Raw genomic sequence first — 17,795 nt, 5'->3', positions numbered from 1 at the left:
ATTTATGAGCAAGTTTATTGTTGTATCAAAATATTCATTTCCTTTGGATGCACATATCGCTAAAGCGAGTTTAGAAAGTGAAGGTATTCCTGCGCATATAGCTGATGAGCACACGGTTAATATGCAGTGGCTTTATTCAGATGCAATAGGTGGAGTTAGGTTATACGTGCCAGAGGAATTTGAAATTGAAGCAAAAGCTATCTTGGCATTAAACTTTTCAGCGGATGTTGATTCAGTGTTTGAAGCAACGCCAGAACACTGCCCTAAATGTAACGGCCTTGACTTAATCAATTATACCAAAGGCAAAAAGCCCGCTTTTATTGTATTTATATTATTAGGATTCCCGCTATTTTTTTATCAACACGGTAGAAAATGCAAAGACTGTGGTTGGTTTAAAGAAATGTAATAAACGCAGACGAGCCAATACTAACAGCCCATAAAATGAACAATAAAAAATGACTCACTGGAAAATAAATGAGGCAATATCAAGAATGACTACATTGCCTCGTCAATAAAAGACTAATTAAACAATTTTTTATTGCTTAGACTTTTTCTTATTTTTAAAATAAAGCACACCTTTTACTGCAACAACAGCAAATAGTCCCCAAAAAATGGCATGGTAAAGCAAATGTAATGAACCTTCGCCTAAGGCATGATCAGTGTGAGCAGATGCTTGTGTGCTTAGTAACAAAGTAAAAACTAAACTAAAAATTAAAGTAAAAAATTTCATAGTAATCCCTTTCAAAATAATAATACGTAAATAATGCTTATTTAAGCATACCTTGCGTTTCAATAAATTCAATAATCTCAGCCAAACCTTGTTTGGTTTTCATATTACTGAAGATAAATGGTTTATCACCGCGCATCTTCTTTGCATCTCTATCCATCACTTCTAATGATGCGCCCACTAAATCAGCCACATCAATCTTATTAATGATTAGCAAATCAGACTTAGTAATACCAGGGCCACCCTTACGTGGGATTTTATCGCCAGCTGAGACATCGATAACGTATAATGTTAAGTCTGATAATTCAGGGCTGAATGTTGCACTTAAGTTATCCCCTCCACTCTCCACTAATACAAAATCTAAATCGGGATGGCGTTCATGCAACTCATCAATGGCCGCTAGGTTCATTGATGCATCCTCACGAATAGCCGTATGCGGACAACCACCCGTTTCAACACCAATAATACGATCAGCCGTTAACGCATCATTACGTGTTAAAAATTGTGCATCTTCATGTGTGTAGATATCGTTCGTGACCACAGCCATTTCATATTTGTCGCGCAGTGCTAAACACAATTGACTTAATAAAGCGGTTTTACCTGAACCAACTGGACCACCCACACCGATACGTAATAATTGTTTTTTTCTCATTATCTTTCTCTCATATTTCTAAAATAATTTGTCTGTACTTAAAACGAATCTGCTTTTTAAGATCTGAACAAACGAGTGTATTGCGTTTCATGCCAAGCACTTGCCATCGCTAATCGCGGTAAGCTTGCACCGATGTCATCATCTTCAATATGATTGGCAATATTGATCGCCCCTGCCACTTTATCGCTTAGTTCAAACAGTAAGTTTTGTGCTTGAGTTTGGCCTAATGGCACTAATTTAGTGGCAGCGGCGACTTGGTTATCAAGGTAAGTCCAACAATAACCACTTTGCGCTGAGATTAAATCTAACTGGAAAAGATAAGCAGCAATCGCAAATACACTGACAAAACTGCTTTGAGCCTGCTTGAATAATTCCCTATAAGGTTCGCTATCTACTGTATCTAATTGCTTTAATAAACGAATTAACGCTTTACCCATTGCGACATCAGCAAGACGTAATTCGCTACTCTCACGACAAGCAATTAAATGTTGGTTATGCTCTTTAAAGCTTTCAAAATCATTATTTTCTAAGGCGAGATACAATCGTTTTAATAAGGCTAAATCAGTACGTGCAATGGATTCATTAAGGTTTAATTCAATCCATTCAAAGGTGCTTTTTTGATTATTTACCCAGCCCATTTCTGTTGCGTACTCTAGCCCTTGCGAAAATGAAAAGCCGCCAACCGGTAGATTGGCACTACATAATTGCAATAATCGATTAAGCTTAACTGGACTCGCCATATTAATGTTCATGGTGATGATCTGAATGCGAGTCTGAATGTTCATGAGAGTGGCTATGTGCATGCCCACTACGTTTACCATAAGCGCCATTTTCTGGTGCAAATACCGCCGGCGTTTTATCGATTGTTAAACCATAGTTTTCAGCAAGCTCTTCTAATACATGATCCGGTTTAAAACGCACCCATAACTCACCGACTTGTAACGTCGTATGGCGATTTCCTAAGTGATAGCAGACTTTACTGAAGGTTAACCAATCTGTGCCAAGCGCAGTTGAAACGTCTTCCGCTTGCCCTTTTACTTCAATCAATAAACCACATTCTGTTTTTAATATTTCACCGACTAGCAAAGGATGCCCACGCTCAACAAAAATGCCAATATCCACACCTTTGTCAGTGACCCCTTTAATGCGTGATTTTTTACGCGTGTCATGATCCAATGTAATCGAATCATTAATTTCATCATGCGTATGATCCAACCTTTCAAATACTTGTAACATTGTTTTTTCCTAACTTAAAACAAACAATAACGTTGTGCTAACGGTAGTTCAGTAGCTGGCTCACAGGTCAATAACTCACCGTTTGCACGCACTTCATAGGTTTGAGAGTCCACTTCGATATTTGGCATCCAGTCATTGTGGATCATGTCTTTTTTACCAATATTACGGGTGTTTTTACACACTCCAACTAAACGCGTCATCCCTGCTATTTCAGGTACATTTTTATCAATTGCTGCTTGCGATAAAAAGGTCATTGACGTTTGTGCTGCTGCGCTACCAAATGAACCGAACATAGGACGATAATAAACAGGCTGTGGCGTTGGGATTGATGCATTAGCATCGCCCATTGGTGCAGCGGCAATAAAGCCTGATTTTAAAATCATCGACGGTTTAATACCGAAGAATGCTGGTTTCCATAACACTAAATCCGCCATTTTTCCTATTTCAATCGACCCTACTTCATGGCTAATACCATGACTGATTGCTGGGTTGATTGTGTATTTAGCAATGTAACGCTTAGCACGGAAATTATCATTACGCTCTGTATCAGGCGTTAACGGGCCACGTTGTTGTTTCATCTTATGGGCTGTTTGCCAAGTCCGCGTGATCATTTCACCAACACGTCCCATCGCTTGGGAGTCAGACGAAATCATACTGATCGCACCTAAGTCATGCATGATGTCTTCAGCAGCGATACTTTCTTTACGAATACGCGAATCAGCAAAGGCAACATCTTCAGGAATTGAAGGGTTTAGGTGATGACATACCATCAACATATCTAAATGCTCATCAATGGTATTAATTGTATACGGGCGCGTTGGGTTAGTTGATGAAGGCAATACATTGGGCTCACCACAAGCACGGATAATATCCGGTGAATGACCGCCACCAGCACCTTCAGTGTGGTAAGTATGAATAGTACGACCTTTGAAGGCACCTAGCGTATCTTCTAAAAATCCTGATTCGTTTAACGTATCAGTATGGATCGCAACTTGTACATCATAGCGCTCAGCCACTGACAAACAGTTATCGATAGCAGCTGGTGTTGTACCCCAATCTTCATGCAGTTTTAAACCACATACACCCGCTTCAATCTGCTCTTCAATCGCTTTTGGTAAACTCACGTTCCCCTTGCCTAGAAAGCCAAAGTTCATTGCAAAGTCGTTAGTAGCTTGCAACATTTTATGGATATTCCAAGGACCCGGTGTACAGGTAGTAGCTTTAGTGCCGGTCGCTGGACCAGTACCACCGCCAATCATAGTGGTCACACCTGACATTTGTGCTTCTTCGATTTGCTGTGGGCAAATAAAATGAATATGTGCGTCTATGCCACCAGCAGTCAATATTTGGCCTTCGCCTGCAATCACTTCTGTGCCCGCACCGATTTCGATATCAATATTGTCTTGAATGTCTGGGTTACCGGCTTTACCGATAATGGCAATACGGCCATCTTTAATACCGACATCGGCTTTTACAATACCCCAATGATCTAGGATCAATGCATTAGTGATCACAAGATCAACCGTCTCAGCACAAGCCGCTTGGCTTTGCCCCATACCATCACGAATAACTTTGCCGCCACCAAAAGTGACCTCTTCACCATATTCCGTGAAATCTTTTTCTACTTCGATCCATAAGTCGGTATCAGCTAAACGAACGCGATCGCCCACTGTTGGCCCAAACATATGTGCGTAAGAATGTTTATCAATGCTAGCCATGATTATTGTTCTCCCTCAATGCTACTTTTAGTCTCGACTTGAAGGTCGCCTTGAATATCACCACGGAAACCAAATACACGGCGCTTGCCGCGGTAAGGAATAAGCGTAACGTCTCGTTTTTGGCCCGGCTCAAAACGAACCGCAGTACTTGAGGTAATATCTAAACGATAACCTTTGGTGATTTCACGATCAAAAACCAACGCGCTATTCACTTCATAAAAATGATAATGAGAGCCAACTTGAATCGGTCTATCACCTGAATTTGCGACGGTGACTTTTAACTGCTTACGGCCAACATTGAGTTCTCGATTACCGCTATCCGTTTTTATTTCGCCGGGGATCATAAGCTACTCCATTAAATAATTGGGTTATGGATAGTGACCAACTTCGTCCCATCAGGGAAGGTTGCTTCAACTTGTACTTCAGGAAGCAACTCAGCAATGCCATCCATCACTTGGTCACGAGTTAATAACGTACGCCCATAATCCATCATTTCAGCGACCGTTTTACCGTCACGCGCCCCTTCCATGATCTCCATTGAGATGTAAGCCATCGCTTCAGGATAATTTAGTTTTACACCACGTTTTAAACGACGCTCTGCTAATAATGCCGCAGTAAAAAGCAGTAATTTGTCTTTTTCTCTTGGTAATAAATCCATATCATTTTCTCTTTTTATTTAGGCTCGCTATTAATAAGATCTCTTCTCTATACAAAAGTCTTTTTAGGTATGCCAGATTCTCGGTTGTATCGCAGTTTTATCGACTAATAAAGGCCGTAATACTTCCCATAAACTAATAAATAATTGTTTGCATTGTTGTGCATGAGCACCCAGGTAGCGGATCACTAATAAACCATCAATATCACTAATGCTGATCAACGACTGTGCGTTTTGCTCCGTCACTGTGTCACGTAATAACGCCACTAACTGCGCGCGTTGCTGTGGTTGTTTTAATACCTGCGGCGCATAAGCTAAAAAAGTCGCAAAGACGCTGTTGTTTGCTAACCCAGCGGGATGCGTTAAGAGTTGGTTAGCGGGAGATAACGCAATGCGGTCATGGTAAATCAAGATGTCATCGCAATATAAGCGATTCAATTGGCAGTATTTACCCTCCACAAAGGGTTCATCTGAATCGGGCAATCCAAGGCAAGTAATATCCCAACCAAGGTAAACACTGCTGCTAGTGAGCTTAATATCAACAGTATTAAAACCATCGGCTCCTTCGTAAACAATGGTTTCCTGTGGGAAGTTTTCGCACTTAGCATTAGCCTCTAAGGTTAATTGAGTAATTTGTGCTTGTTTTGTATCGCCGATATCAAGGTTGGTTCGGGCACGATAAAAACGCCCTGCTCCAGGTGTAGTAAACAGTAGATGAGCATCTTCATTCACTGCCACACTAATACGTAATTCATCACCAGATACAATGCCAGCAGGCGGATGTAACAGGTAAATATGCGCACAATCTCGTCCTTCTGGGTAAAAGGCTTTTTGAACGGAAAGCGGCCCTTTACGTTGTGTACGAGTTAATTGTGTGCCGACGGGAGTGTTGCTGAATTCTAAGAGCAAATGAGCAAGCCAGTGATTTTTCACTGGCTTGCTAGCGTTGATATTCGTCGCAGCAGTAGCGGCTGAAGAGAGTGGCGCGGTTGTGATCATTGTTCCCTTATTTTAACTTATATTGATATTAGCGATTCAGCTTCACCATTTTAAACGGCGAGATACTTACTGACTAACTCATCATCAAGTTCATCCATTGGACCCGATGCTATTACTTGGCCTTTTTCCATTAAGTGGAAGTTTTCTCCCACTGCGCGAGCAAAAGGTAACTTCTGCTCTACTAGAATAATGGTCATGCCTTGTTCTTTATTTAACTTTAATAACACATCTCGAATTAATTGCACAATATTAGGTTGAATACCTTCGTTGGGCTCATCTAATATTAGAATATCCGGATTCAGTACCAAAGCACGTCCAATCGCTAACTGCTGTTGTTGGCCACCAGAAAGGTCACCACCACGGCGATGTAACATCTCTTCCAGTACAGGGAAAAGCTTAAATATATGATTTGGAATCGTTTTACTTTTTTGTCTTGAGCAATTTAAACTGATTTTTAGGTTTTCTTCAACCGTCAATTGCGGAAAGATGTGACGCCCCTGTGGCACATAACCAACACCAATTTCAGGACGTTGCTCAACACTGCTTTTACTCATATCTTGGTCATTAATCACTAGATCACCTGAGCTAATAGGCAACAACCCCATAATAGTTTTTAATAGTGTAGTTTTGCCCACACCGTTACGCCCCATGATACAAGTACGAGAACCTTTCTTAATCTTAAGGTCAAGATCCCATAGGATCTGTGTGCCACCATACTTTTGATTTACTGCGGTTAATTCAATCATGATTAAGCTTGCTCCTCACCTAAATACACTTCACGTACGTCTTTATTTGCTTGGATTTCATCCATCGACCCTTCCGCCAATACCGACCCTTGATGCAATACAGTTACCTTACGCGCAATGGATCTTACAAAGGCCATATCATGCTCAACCACCACCACTGAATGTTTGCCTGCGAGTGACGTTAACAATTCAGCCGTACGTTCTGTCTCTTGTGTCGTCATCCCAGCAACAGGCTCATCAACTAACAGTAAACGCGGCTCAGCGGCTAATAACATACCAATCTCTAACCATTGTTTTTGGCCATGAGATAAACGTCCTGCTGGGTAATGCTGCTCGGCAGTTAAACCAATGGTTTGTAATACTTCATCAATTTTATCTTGTTGTTCGCCACTCAATTTATGAAATAACGAGCTCCAAATACCTTTATCGCCAGACAAACTTAACTCGATATTTTCAAACACACTGAGAGCTTCAAATACCGTTGGTTTCTGAAACTTACGGCCAATACCCGCACGCGCAATTTCAGATTCATCAAGTTCTAATAAATCAATTTGTTGACCAAAACTCACCTTGCCTTTGTCAGGGCGAGTCTTACCTGTGATCACATCCATTAACGTTGTTTTACCTGCGCCGTTTGCACCGATTAAACAACGTAACTCACCATCACCAATATAAAGATTAAGGTCGTTTAACGCTTTAAAACCATCAAAACTCACACTGACATCTTCCACGTATAAAATCATACCGTGGCGTGTATCTGGCTTTAAATTATCAACTGATGACAGCGGTGAACCGTGTTTATCTACAATCATTATTTATTCTCCGCTGCTAGTGTTGCATCTTCTGACTTACTCTTATCAGAGCCACTTGGTTTCTTTTCTGTTGCCGGTGGATCTATTTTATTCATTAAGTTTGTTACTAACCCTGCAAGGCCTTTTGGTAGTAACAACGTAACCAAGACAAACAAACCACCTAATCCAAATAACCATGCTTCAGGCATAATTGCAGTAAAACGTGTCTTGGCATAACTGACCACAATCGCGCCCACTAATGCGCCGTATAATGTGCCACGCCCACCAATCGCTACCCAAATAACAATCTCAATGGAGTTTAATGGAGAGAACTCGCCCGGGTTAATAATGCCCACTTGCGGTACATAAAGCGCACCTGCTACACCCGCTAACATTGCCGATACAACGAAAATCCACACTTTATAATGTTGCGGTTTATAACCAACAAAACGCACACGGTCTTCTGAATCACGGATCGCAGTGACCACTCGGCCCATTTTTGAATTAACAATAAAGTGACTGATCGCATAACCAATGGCTAACATCACTGCCGTTGCCACAAATAAAGCCAGCTTAGTATTCGGTGACTGTAATGAGAATCCAAAGATCTCTTTAAAGTCAGTCAAACCATTGTTACCACCAAATCCCATTTCATTACGGAAGAAAGACAGTAACAGAGCATATGTCATCGCTTGCGTCATGATAGATAAGTACACGCCACTTACACGTGAACGGAACGCTAACGTACCAAAGATGTAAGCTAATAAACCAGGGCCAGCAAAGACTAATAAAATCATCACTAAGGCGTTATCAGAACCCGCCCAATACCAAGGTAATTCAGTCCAGTTCAAGAACACCATAAAATCGGGTAATTCTGGGTTACCGTAAACACCACGGTCACCAATTTGGCGCATCAGGTACATCCCCATCGCGTAACCACCTAAGGCAAAGAATGCACCGTGACCCAAGCTTAAAATACCGCAGTATCCCCATACCAAATCAACCGCTAAAGCGAGTAAGGCATAACAAAGGTATTTACCCAATAAGCTCACCGTATAATCACTTACATGTAATAGTGAACCTTCGGCAAACATTAAGTTACATACGCTGACGTACAGTGTTGAAACAAATAAGATCGCAATAACAAAATGCAAACTACTCATTTTTTCAGTCATCTTTTTCACGCTAGGTGAATTCAGTAAAGTATTCATTATTCTGCAGATCTCCCTTTTTGCGGAAACAGTCCTTTAGGTCGTTTTTGAATGAACAACACTAAGCTGACTAAAACAATAATATTGGCAAGTACTGGCCCCATTGATGGCTCTAATATTTTGTTAAATGTTCCCATGGTCATCGCTGCAACTAGCGTGCCCCATAAGTTACCCACACCACCGAATACCACCACTAAGAATGAATCGATGATATAAGCCTGTCCTAAGTTCGGTCCAACGTTAGTCAACTGACTTAATGCCACACCTGCCACACCCGCAATACCAGAACCTAAACCAAAGGTAATCGCATCCACCCACGAGCTTTTAACACTCAAAGCTCTTGCCATATCTCGGTTTTGAGAAACAGCACGAACGTGTAAACCTAATGAAGAATTTTTCAAAATCATTAACAGTGAGAAGAACACCATTAACGCAAATAAGATAATGTATAAACGGTTATAGGTTAACGACAAGATAGGGTTAATTTCTAACGAACCACTCATCCATTGTGGCGCTTCAACTTGGCGGTTAAGTGGAGAGAAAACACTACGGACAAGTTGTTGTAAAATTAAGCTGATACCAAAAGTAGCCAGTAAGGTTTCTAATGGGCGCCCCTTTAAAAAACGAATCACACCACGTTCAATTAACACACCAACAAAACCAGACACAAGGAATGCTGCAGGTACGGCCATTAACAACGAGTATTCAATTAAATTAGGAAAGGTTTGTTGAATAACATAAGTGGTGTAAGCACCTAACATCATCATTTCACCATGCGCCATATTGATCACGCCCATCACACCAAAGGTGATAGCAAGACCAATCGCCGCCAGTAATAAGACTGAGCCAAGACTTAATCCGAAGAACAGGTTTTCCGCTAAGCTAAACACACTTGCTTGCTGTTCAATACTGTCTATCGCGTTGCTTAAAACTGATTTTAACTCTTTTGTTTCTGGATCTGCTTGTGCATTGCTTGCTAACGAATCTAATTGCTTAACCAACGCATTTTTAACGGTAGGTTCTAAACGGTTAGAAAGTTGTTTAGCCGCTGATAATTTCTCTGCAGTTGACCCCGCCTCTAGTTGCTCGATTAATAAAATAACCGACATCAACTCACGAGCGTCATCGTCTTTCTCGCTTTTAATTAATTTATTAACCGCAGTCAAACCTGTTTGATTAGGGTTATCTAATAATTGTTTCAAAGCAGCAATACGAATTTCAGTATCGGCGCTTGTTAAATCGAGGTTGGCTAATAAATCACGGATTTGGCCACGTAAACGGTTATTGGTTCTGACTTTTTTAATCGCTGACTTTTTAACAGCAGGTAAGGCTTCAGCCGTTAACACATCCGTTAATTGATATTGTTTTTGTTCATTTTTATAAACAGAGACAACACGTTTGCTGGACTTTAGGTAATACAAATCACCGTCCATCAAAGGTTGTAAAATAGCACGTACTTGGGGTGTTGATGTCGCCGCAATTTGTTCAATCAACGGCGCCATTTTATTTAATTTAGTAGTTGGTAGTTGCTCTACTAATACAGGAAGAGCTGATTGTTGTGTTTCACTAACAGCGGCTGAGGCGTTGAATGACATAACAAAGAAAAGTAAAAGGGGAAATAGACGCAACATGAGCTGTTCCTTAATATTGATGTCTTTAGTTCATAAAAATGGGAGGGCTAAGCCTCCCATTGATTAGTTCTTACATTTATTACCTGAATGACATGCAATAAACTTAATGAGTTAGAACGCTATGACTAAAACTTTTGACCAGAACATTTTGCAGTTGTGACATCAAAGTTGCCGCATTTGATTGGTGCAGTCCAATCTGATACTAGGTTCTTAGAGCTTGGTAGAAAGTCTGACCATGCATCACCAATCACTGTATCAGGCGTTTCCCAAACGACTTCAAACTGACCATCTTCTTGGATTTCGCCAATCAGTACAGGCTTAGATAAATGGTGGTTAGGGTTCATCACTGCAATACCGCCGGTTAAGTTAGGTACAGCAATACCGATCATCGCTTGTTCAACAGCATCAACATCAGTAGTACCAGCTTTCTCAACAGCCTTAACCCACATTTTGAAACCAATGTAAGTTGCTTCCATTGGGTCATTGGTTACACGCTTGTCATCACCGATGTATTTTTTCCATTGTGCGATAAACGCTTCATTCTCTTCTGTCTCAACACTTTGGAAGTAATTCCAAGCGGCTAAGTGACCTACTAACGGTTTTGCATCAAAACCAGATAACTCTTCTTCACCAACAGAGAATGCAATAACAGGGATATCTTCAGCAGAAATACCTTGGTTACCTAACTCTTTGTAGAATGGGATATTTGCGTCACCGTTTACTGTAGAAATAACTGCGGTTTGCTTGCCTTCAGAACCAAAACGTTTCACATCAGCTACAATATTTTGCCAATCTGAATGACCAAATGGCGTGTAGTTAATCATGATATCTTCAGACTTAACGCCCTGTGCCATTAGGTATGCTTCTAAGATTTTATTGGTTGTACGTGGATAAACGTAGTCAGTACCTAACAATACAAAACGCTTTGCGCCAATATCATTAATCAGATAATCAACCGCTGGGATAGCTTGTTGGTTTGGCGCAGCACCGGTATAGAATACGTTTTTAGAGGACTCTTCACCTTCGTACTGAACAGGGTAGAACATCAGGCCGTTAAGCTCTTCAAGCACAGGCAATACTGATTTACGAGAAACTGAAGTCCAGCTACCAAAAATAACGTCTACTTTATCTTTTGCTAATAACTCTCGACCTTTCTCTGCAAATAATGGCCAGTTTGACGCAGGGTCAACAACCACAGGCTCAAGTTTTTTACCTAATAAACCGCCCTTTGCATTTTGATCTTCAATCATCATCAATACCGTGTCTTTTAGTGTTGTTTCACTAATCGCCATAGTGCCTGATAAAGAATGCAAAACACCAACCTTGATGCTGTCAGCAGCATAAGCAAAGTTAGTCATTAAGCCCGTTGCAACAATCGAACTTGCAACAATTAGTTTTTTCAATTTCATAGATAGTCCCTTTCCCTTTAGTATCCAATGATTAATCTTATTAGAGGAATAAAAATCTCAATCCCAACCTATTTCAAGTGGGATTAGTATCCAGTAATTAGTGCAAGCATTAAATGCGCAAAAGCACGCAATGGACTACGCAATTATGCGCATATAAAAACAAGTGCTATTGAAGTAAGCTACGCGCGCGAGATATGCTAAGAGCTGAGTAGCTATTAGTAAGGGTACGGATAGCCAATAAATAGCGAATGAAGCGAGCATGCAATCAAACCAAAAAATAATTAAAGCACGCAGAACCTATAACAAGCTTGTTGCAAACGAGATGATGGAAGACTTTGCGTTACGTTTTACTGCTAAACGTGCACGCAAGTGGTCGCTTAATAGAATATCAATGACCGCACTTGGCATTGTGTCATTCCTGGTTTTAGAAGCAATTGGCGGCGCGATCACCCTTCAATATGGTTTTGAAAATGCCGCATGGGCAATTTTAGCGGTCACCTTAATTGTATTTTTAACCGGTTTGCCAATCAGCTATTATGCCGCCAAATATGGGGTCGATATCGACTTGCTCAGCCGAGGGGCGGGGTTTGGGTATATAGGCTCTAGCATTGCCTCGCTTATCTATGCCTCCTTTACCTTTATCTTTTTTGCCCTTGAAGCCGCGATTATGGCGATGGCCTTAAAAATATTATTTGGCTTGCCCTTACCCGCTGGGTATATCGTCAGTACCTTATTAATTATCCCCTTAGTGACCCACGGCATTACCTATATCAGTCGCTTTCAAGTATGGACGTCACCGATTTGGGTAGCGCTACAACTGTTGCCGCTGTTCTTTGTGTTTACCCACAACGATACGCAATTCAGTGATTGGATCAGCTTTACCGGTGAAGCAGGCGAATCAGGTAGCTCATTTAATCTATTATTATTTGGTGGCGCTTCTGCCGTATTATTAGCATTAGTCGCGCAAATAGGTGAGCAAGTCGACTTCCTGAGATTCTTACCTGAAAAGCCCAAAAAAGGCGCTTGGCGATGGTGGTTAGCACTGATTGCGGGTGGTCCTGGTTGGATGTTATTTGGCGCGCTTAAACTATTTTTAGGATCTTTCTTAGCCTACTTTGCATTAAAACAAGGTGTCGCACCGCACCTTGCTAGCGACCCTGCCCACATGTATCAGCTTGCTTATAGCTATGTGTTTGATAATCCGTCGATTAGTGTTTTTGTCGCTTGTACGTTTGTGGTGTTATCACAGCTAAAAATAAACGTCGCCAATGCTTATGCGGGTTCATTGGCATGGTCTAACTTCTTTTCACGTGTGACTCATAATCACCCAGGCCGCGTTGTGTGGATGGTGTTTAATGTTGCCATTGCCCTATTGCTAATGGAACTGGGTATTTACCAAACTATCGCCAGTATGCTGTCTGTTTATTCGGTGATTGTATTAGCTTGGTTAAGCTCAGTGGTTGCCGATTTAATCATCAACAAACCGCTAGGGATCAGCCCGCGCCATATCGAATTTAAACGTTCGCACCTTTATGATATTAACCCCGTGGGTGTGGGTTCCATGTTACTCGCGTCATTGGCTGGCTTTACCGCACACATGGGCATTTATGGTGAAACCGTTGAGGCTTTAGCCTCTTTCATTGCGTGTTTTTTACCTTTTATCACCGTGCCTCTAATTGGCTGGTTAACCAAGGGGAAATATTACCTTGCAGCTAACCAACAGCCCGTTATTAAAAAATTTACTGAATGCCATATTTGTGAAAACAGCTTTGACCACCAAGATATGACTTTTTGCCCTGCTTACGGCAAAGCCATTTGCTCACTGTGTTGTAGTTTAGATGTGCGCTGTTCGGATCAATGCCGCCCGAATGCGACATTGTCACAACAAGCACATGATTTTTTCACACGCTTTTTAAGTGCCAAAGTGCTTAAAGTATTAACCACACCATTGATGCAATTTATCGTGCTAACACTCGGTTTAAGCTTTATCGGTGCCGCAATATTAGTGTTGGTGTATCTACAGGTACCGCTGGATGAAGTCGCCGTAAAACAAGTGTTTGCCAGCACCCTGATCAAGATATTCTTCCTGTTGATGATCATTATTGGCATCGTTAGTTGGTTATTTATCCTCGCACGTAACGGCAACCAAAATGCATTAAAAGAGTTACGCTCACAAACTAAAGCATTAGCCAAAGAAGTTGATGCCCATGAACAAACCTCAGAAGCCTTACAAAGTGCAAAAGAAGTCGCAGAATCAGCCAACGAAGCCAAAAGTCGTTACCTCGCGGCATTAAGCCATGAGTTACGCACACCACTTAATGTACTGCTAGGTTATGCACAATTGCTAATGCGTGACAAAGTATTACCACCTAAGCAACGCGAAAGTATTGCCATTGTGAGGCGTAATGGCGAGCATCTCGCCGATTTAATTGAAAGCTTATTAGAGGTCTCTAAGATTGAAGCGGGACGTGTCACCTTGCAACGAGACGAATTTAATCTGAAAGCCATTTTGCAGCAGCTAGTGGACATGTTCCAAATGCAAGCCAGTAAAAAAGGCATCAAATTTCACTATATTGCCAGTGCCAACTTACCCGATTATGTAGCCACGGATAAACAACGTTTTAGGCAAATTCTGATCAATTTAATCTCTAACGCCATTAAATATACTGAAAAAGGATCGGTGACCTTTAAAGTAACTTATCGCAGTGAAGTCGCTAATTTTAGTATTATCGATACGGGTGCGGGCATTGCAAAAAGTAATCAAGAACTGATATTTAAACCCTTTGAACAAATTCGTAATACCCATACACAATCGATTGGTGGAACAGGGTTAGGCTTAACTATTTCACGCTCATTAGCAGAATTGATGGGCGGTGAGATAAGTTTAAGCAGCATTGTTGGCCAAGGTTCAACCTTTAACTTCAAGCTAATGCTATTTAAGCTACACAAAGATCCTAAAGAACCAGAGCTGAATAAATCCGAAGCCATAGGTTATAACGGCGACAAACAAACCGTATTAGTGGTCGATGATAATAAAAACCAACGCGAGTTGATGTTCAACTTATTAGAGCCGATTGGTTTTGAAGTATTATTAGCGGAGCATGCACAACAAGGTTTTGAATTATTGCAGGAAAACGATATAGACCTGATTCTAATGGACGTGCAAATGCCTGACATTAACGGCTGGCAAATGGTAAAAAATCTACGTGAACAGCATTATCAAATGCCGGTATTAATGGTCTCAGCCAATGCACGTGATGCCGAATACAACCTGCAAGCCGAAGGTTACCATAATGGTTATATTGCTAAACCTCTCAATTTAGACGCCCTATTAGGTAAAATTGCACAACTATTAAACTTACAATGGCAATATAAAAATACTGACAACTTAGCGCCTAGTAAAACCATCAACCCTAATAAACCAGCCGTCACCAGTGAGCAGTATCAAGCATTAATCGCCCTTGCTGAGATTGGTTATTTATCTGGTTTTAAAGATAAGTTTGCAGAAATAGAAGCGCAATATCACTACCCAGAAGATAGCGCATCGCAGATACTTGAGTATGTTGAAGTCTGTAACTTCCCTAAAATTATTGAATACTTAAATGAGTTAAACCATGGATCATAAAAGCAGTGATGTTGTATTGGTTGTCGATGATTCTCCCGAATCATTAGGCATGCTCAATGTAGCACTGAACAGTCAAGGTTATACCGCATTAGTGGCTTTAAGCGGACAACAAGCACTCGCGATTGCAGAAAAAGTGCCTCCAGATGTAGTGTTATTAGATGCCATGATGCCAGAGATGGATGGCTTTGAAACCTGCCGACGTTTAAAAGAACTACTACCTAACACTCCTATTATTTTCATGACTGGATTAACCGACGTTGAAGATATTGTGAAAGGCATTGAAGCGGGTGGTGTGGATTATGTGACCAAACCAATTTCTCCGGATGAAGTGATTGTACGTATCAAACGCCACGTGGAAACCGCCAAACTCGCATTAAGTGCACAGGATGCCTTAGACCACGCAGGTAAAACGGTATTTTGTGTTAGCCAATTAGGCCGATTATCTTGGGCGACACCACATGTACATGAATTGGTCGATGATATTTCCAAAGGTGACGCCAGTCCATGGGCAACCTTAGCCACGTTAATTGAAAGTTGGTTACTGGGTGACACCAGCAAAGAATTAAAAGTGAACTGTTTTTCCGAGAAAATGAGCATTGCTTACGAGCGTCAACAACAGCAAATGCATTTATTACGCATCGTACAAACTAAAACACAAAAATCACCACAGGATTTGAAGGATAATCTCCCGATCACCAAACGTGAATCAGAGGTGTTGTATTGGGTGTCTTACGGTAAAACCAGTTGGGAAATTTCACAGATTTTGGAAATGAGCCCACGTACAGTAAATAAACATTTAGAGCAAATTTATAAGAAGTTAGGGGTGGATAATAGGACGTCGGCAGCGGCTATTTCGATTAGGATCCTAGAGGGGTGAGGCAGCAAGGGATGCTGGGTGATCCTTTTTTTGTGCTTTAGGGTTCGTCTACGCTCGTTGAGACTATTTGACTTTTGTTAGCAAGTTTTTCGTCTTTGCTCGTTGTGGCTTTATTAATAATTGTAACTTGGTGTTTCGCCCTTTCGGCGACTTTACTTTCTCTCTGCCAGCAGAGAAAGTAAGCAAAGAGACTGGCACCGGATCGCTTTCTGATCCAAGTAATCCACTCATTTTTATCGTACCGTTTCGAACGTGCATCCATGCACTAGCCTCAACTAATCCAAACATCCTGTTTGGCTTTACTAAAAATGAATGAATTACTTGGGAAAGCTCAACGGTAGGGAGTTGTAGCCACATTGAGTAATGTTTTAAGTTTAGCTTTTTTAAATAGAGCTTTACTTATCTTTTTAAACAGAGCTTTAATAGATAGCAAAACATCATAGTTAAACATGGAGAAGTTAATGGGTATATTTTTTGGAATACTAGCTTGTGTGATGTTCTCAATCTTAACTCAAAATGCACTTATTGGATTAGCGCTAGGGATGCTGGTTGGATATGGTGTAAATAAGTTAAGAATAAAGAATAAACGAAATACCAAGAGTAAAAATATAAACCAATAAACCTCGTTCTGCCTTTCCGCTATTAATGCGGAATAATCCCACCTATCTACATGATTAATATTTGATTTTAAGCCTATAGACAACCTTAATTGTTTGATTTGCTGTTGCAGTAGAGTATTGTTAAAAAAATTACCAAATTAATGTATTCCGTATTTCCACCTGAAATACGGAATTATTATACTTAATCACGCTGTTAGGCATTTTCGGAGAACTCAATTGAACCCTAATGAACAATATTTCAATATGGCTATGTGTTATATAGAAATAGGAAAAATAACATCAAAAAGAAATTGGATATGGGACCGTCTTCCAAAGTGGTTCCCAATTGGTAAAGTTACACCATTCTCTGACGTTGGAGATTATCAGAATGCCAATGCTTATCAGTTATTCCATGCAATTGAACTTTATTTGAAATACGCAATTTTGAATAAGGAAGATAAATGCTGGGGGCATGATGTTACGAATCTTTATGATAAGTATACAGAACTATATCCGTCGGAAGACTTTCACTTTGAACATCCTTTTGATTTTTCTAATTATGAAGTAATTCCTGAAAACATTGGGGAAAAAGAACTAGCGGAAGCCCATATGGCTCAGTTCAAAATATCAATAATGGATCAGCATTTAAGATACCCAAGTGACAATAAAACAGGTGGTTATAGCTTCAGTTTATCAAGTTGCTACTTTAAGGAAATAGAACAAAAGTTCATGGAGCTGCATTCAAAAATCAACAATGCCTAACAAGAACTTAAAATCGGAACAAAACAGCGGGCTATGTTTCGTTCCTCAACAAATTTTAGCCCACAATTTTTGTCCGCTTAAGTGGGCGTTGGTTTTCTCAATATTCGAGTATGAGTATATGAGTATATGAGTATATGAGTATATGAGTATATGAGTA

Annotated in this window: 17 protein-coding genes; 4 read left to right on the top strand and 13 right to left on the bottom strand. The window is 40.6% G+C overall.

Features of this window, described 5'->3' with window-relative positions:
- The first annotated feature begins 4 nt into the window (after window positions 1–4).
- The gene (locus H5084_RS15180) at window positions 5–406 is read left to right on the top strand and encodes a DUF2007 domain-containing protein (protein ID WP_182691262.1); all 402 of its coding nucleotides are present in this window, start codon (window positions 5–7) and stop codon (window positions 404–406) included.
- Between the two features lie 129 nt (window positions 407–535).
- Here the strand turns inward: H5084_RS15180 and H5084_RS15175 are convergent, their stop codons facing one another.
- The 13 genes from H5084_RS15175 to urtA all read right to left on the bottom strand — a co-directional run bounded on the left by H5084_RS15175 (window position 536) and on the right by urtA (window position 11,775).
- Entirely contained in the window at window positions 536–730 is a 195-nt protein-coding gene (locus H5084_RS15175) for a hypothetical protein (RefSeq protein ID WP_182691260.1), read from the bottom strand.
- Between the two features lie 37 nt (window positions 731–767).
- Window positions 768–1,379, bottom strand: coding sequence for an urease accessory protein UreG (gene ureG / locus H5084_RS15170; protein ID WP_182691257.1), 612 nt, complete (start codon window positions 1,377–1,379; stop codon window positions 768–770).
- Window positions 1,380–1,435: 56 nt separating this feature from the next.
- The gene (locus H5084_RS15165) at window positions 1,436–2,164 is read right to left on the bottom strand and encodes an urease accessory protein UreF (protein ID WP_259396840.1); all 729 of its coding nucleotides are present in this window, start codon (window positions 2,162–2,164) and stop codon (window positions 1,436–1,438) included.
- Window positions 2,121–2,615, bottom strand: coding sequence for an urease accessory protein UreE (gene ureE, locus H5084_RS15160; RefSeq protein WP_182691255.1), 495 nt, complete (start codon window positions 2,613–2,615; stop codon window positions 2,121–2,123). The genes H5084_RS15165 and ureE overlap by 44 nt, the downstream gene beginning before the upstream one ends.
- Before the next feature lie 14 nt (window positions 2,616–2,629).
- Window positions 2,630–4,333: an urease subunit alpha gene (gene ureC, locus H5084_RS15155; RefSeq protein ID WP_182691252.1), complete on the bottom strand. Its 1,704-nt coding sequence runs from the start codon at window positions 4,331–4,333 to the stop codon at window positions 2,630–2,632.
- Between the two features lie 2 nt (window positions 4,334–4,335).
- Complete coding sequence (locus tag H5084_RS15150; protein WP_182691250.1) at window positions 4,336–4,677, bottom strand: urease subunit beta; 342 nt, start codon at window positions 4,675–4,677, stop codon at window positions 4,336–4,338.
- 11 nt (window positions 4,678–4,688) lie between these two features.
- Complete coding sequence (gene ureA, locus H5084_RS15145; protein WP_025566126.1) at window positions 4,689–4,991, bottom strand: urease subunit gamma; 303 nt, start codon at window positions 4,989–4,991, stop codon at window positions 4,689–4,691.
- Between the two features lie 63 nt (window positions 4,992–5,054).
- Window positions 5,055–5,987 carry an urease accessory protein UreD gene (locus H5084_RS15140; protein ID WP_182691249.1) on the bottom strand — a complete coding sequence of 311 codons (933 nt, stop codon included), beginning with the start codon at window positions 5,985–5,987 and terminating at the stop codon, window positions 5,055–5,057.
- A gap of 50 nt (window positions 5,988–6,037) precedes the next feature.
- Window positions 6,038–6,733, bottom strand: coding sequence for an urea ABC transporter ATP-binding subunit UrtE (urtE, locus tag H5084_RS15135; protein ID WP_182691247.1), 696 nt, complete (start codon window positions 6,731–6,733; stop codon window positions 6,038–6,040).
- Window positions 6,734–6,735: 2 nt separating this feature from the next.
- On the bottom strand, window positions 6,736–7,545 hold the full coding sequence (gene urtD, locus H5084_RS15130; protein WP_182691244.1) for an urea ABC transporter ATP-binding protein UrtD: 810 nt from the start codon (window positions 7,543–7,545) through the stop codon (window positions 6,736–6,738).
- A complete protein-coding gene (gene urtC, locus H5084_RS15125; protein ID WP_409077641.1) occupies window positions 7,545–8,723 on the bottom strand; it encodes an urea ABC transporter permease subunit UrtC in 1,179 nt (392 codons plus the stop codon). The genes urtD and urtC overlap by 1 nt, the downstream gene beginning before the upstream one ends.
- An 11-nt stretch (window positions 8,724–8,734) precedes the next feature.
- A complete protein-coding gene (urtB, locus tag H5084_RS15120; protein WP_182691239.1) occupies window positions 8,735–10,366 on the bottom strand; it encodes an urea ABC transporter permease subunit UrtB in 1,632 nt (543 codons plus the stop codon).
- A gap of 125 nt (window positions 10,367–10,491) precedes the next feature.
- Window positions 10,492–11,775 (bottom strand): urea ABC transporter substrate-binding protein, encoded by a 1,284-nt coding sequence (gene urtA, locus H5084_RS15115; RefSeq protein ID WP_182691237.1) that lies wholly within the window; start codon window positions 11,773–11,775, stop codon window positions 10,492–10,494.
- Between the two features lie 259 nt (window positions 11,776–12,034).
- Between urtA and H5084_RS15110 the strand changes: the two genes are divergently transcribed.
- The 3 genes from H5084_RS15110 (at window position 12,035) to H5084_RS15100 (ending at window position 17,638) form a co-directional block, all read left to right on the top strand.
- Window positions 12,035–15,400: an ATP-binding protein gene (locus H5084_RS15110; protein WP_182691235.1), complete on the top strand. Its 3,366-nt coding sequence runs from the start codon at window positions 12,035–12,037 to the stop codon at window positions 15,398–15,400.
- Complete coding sequence (locus H5084_RS15105) at window positions 15,390–16,277, top strand: response regulator transcription factor (protein ID WP_182691233.1); 888 nt, start codon at window positions 15,390–15,392, stop codon at window positions 16,275–16,277. The genes H5084_RS15110 and H5084_RS15105 overlap by 11 nt, the downstream gene beginning before the upstream one ends.
- An 836-nt stretch (window positions 16,278–17,113) precedes the next feature.
- Window positions 17,114–17,638, top strand: coding sequence for a hypothetical protein (locus tag H5084_RS15100; RefSeq protein ID WP_182691231.1), 525 nt, complete (start codon window positions 17,114–17,116; stop codon window positions 17,636–17,638).
- Window positions 17,639–17,795: the final 157 nt, after the last annotated feature.

It is taken from the genome of Psychromonas sp. SR45-3, from assembly GCF_014163575.1.
GTDB lineage: Bacteria > Pseudomonadota > Gammaproteobacteria > Enterobacterales > Psychromonadaceae > Psychromonas > Psychromonas arctica.
Note: the sequence above shows the minus strand (reverse complement) of the source record. Positions and strands in the feature narration are given on the sequence as shown.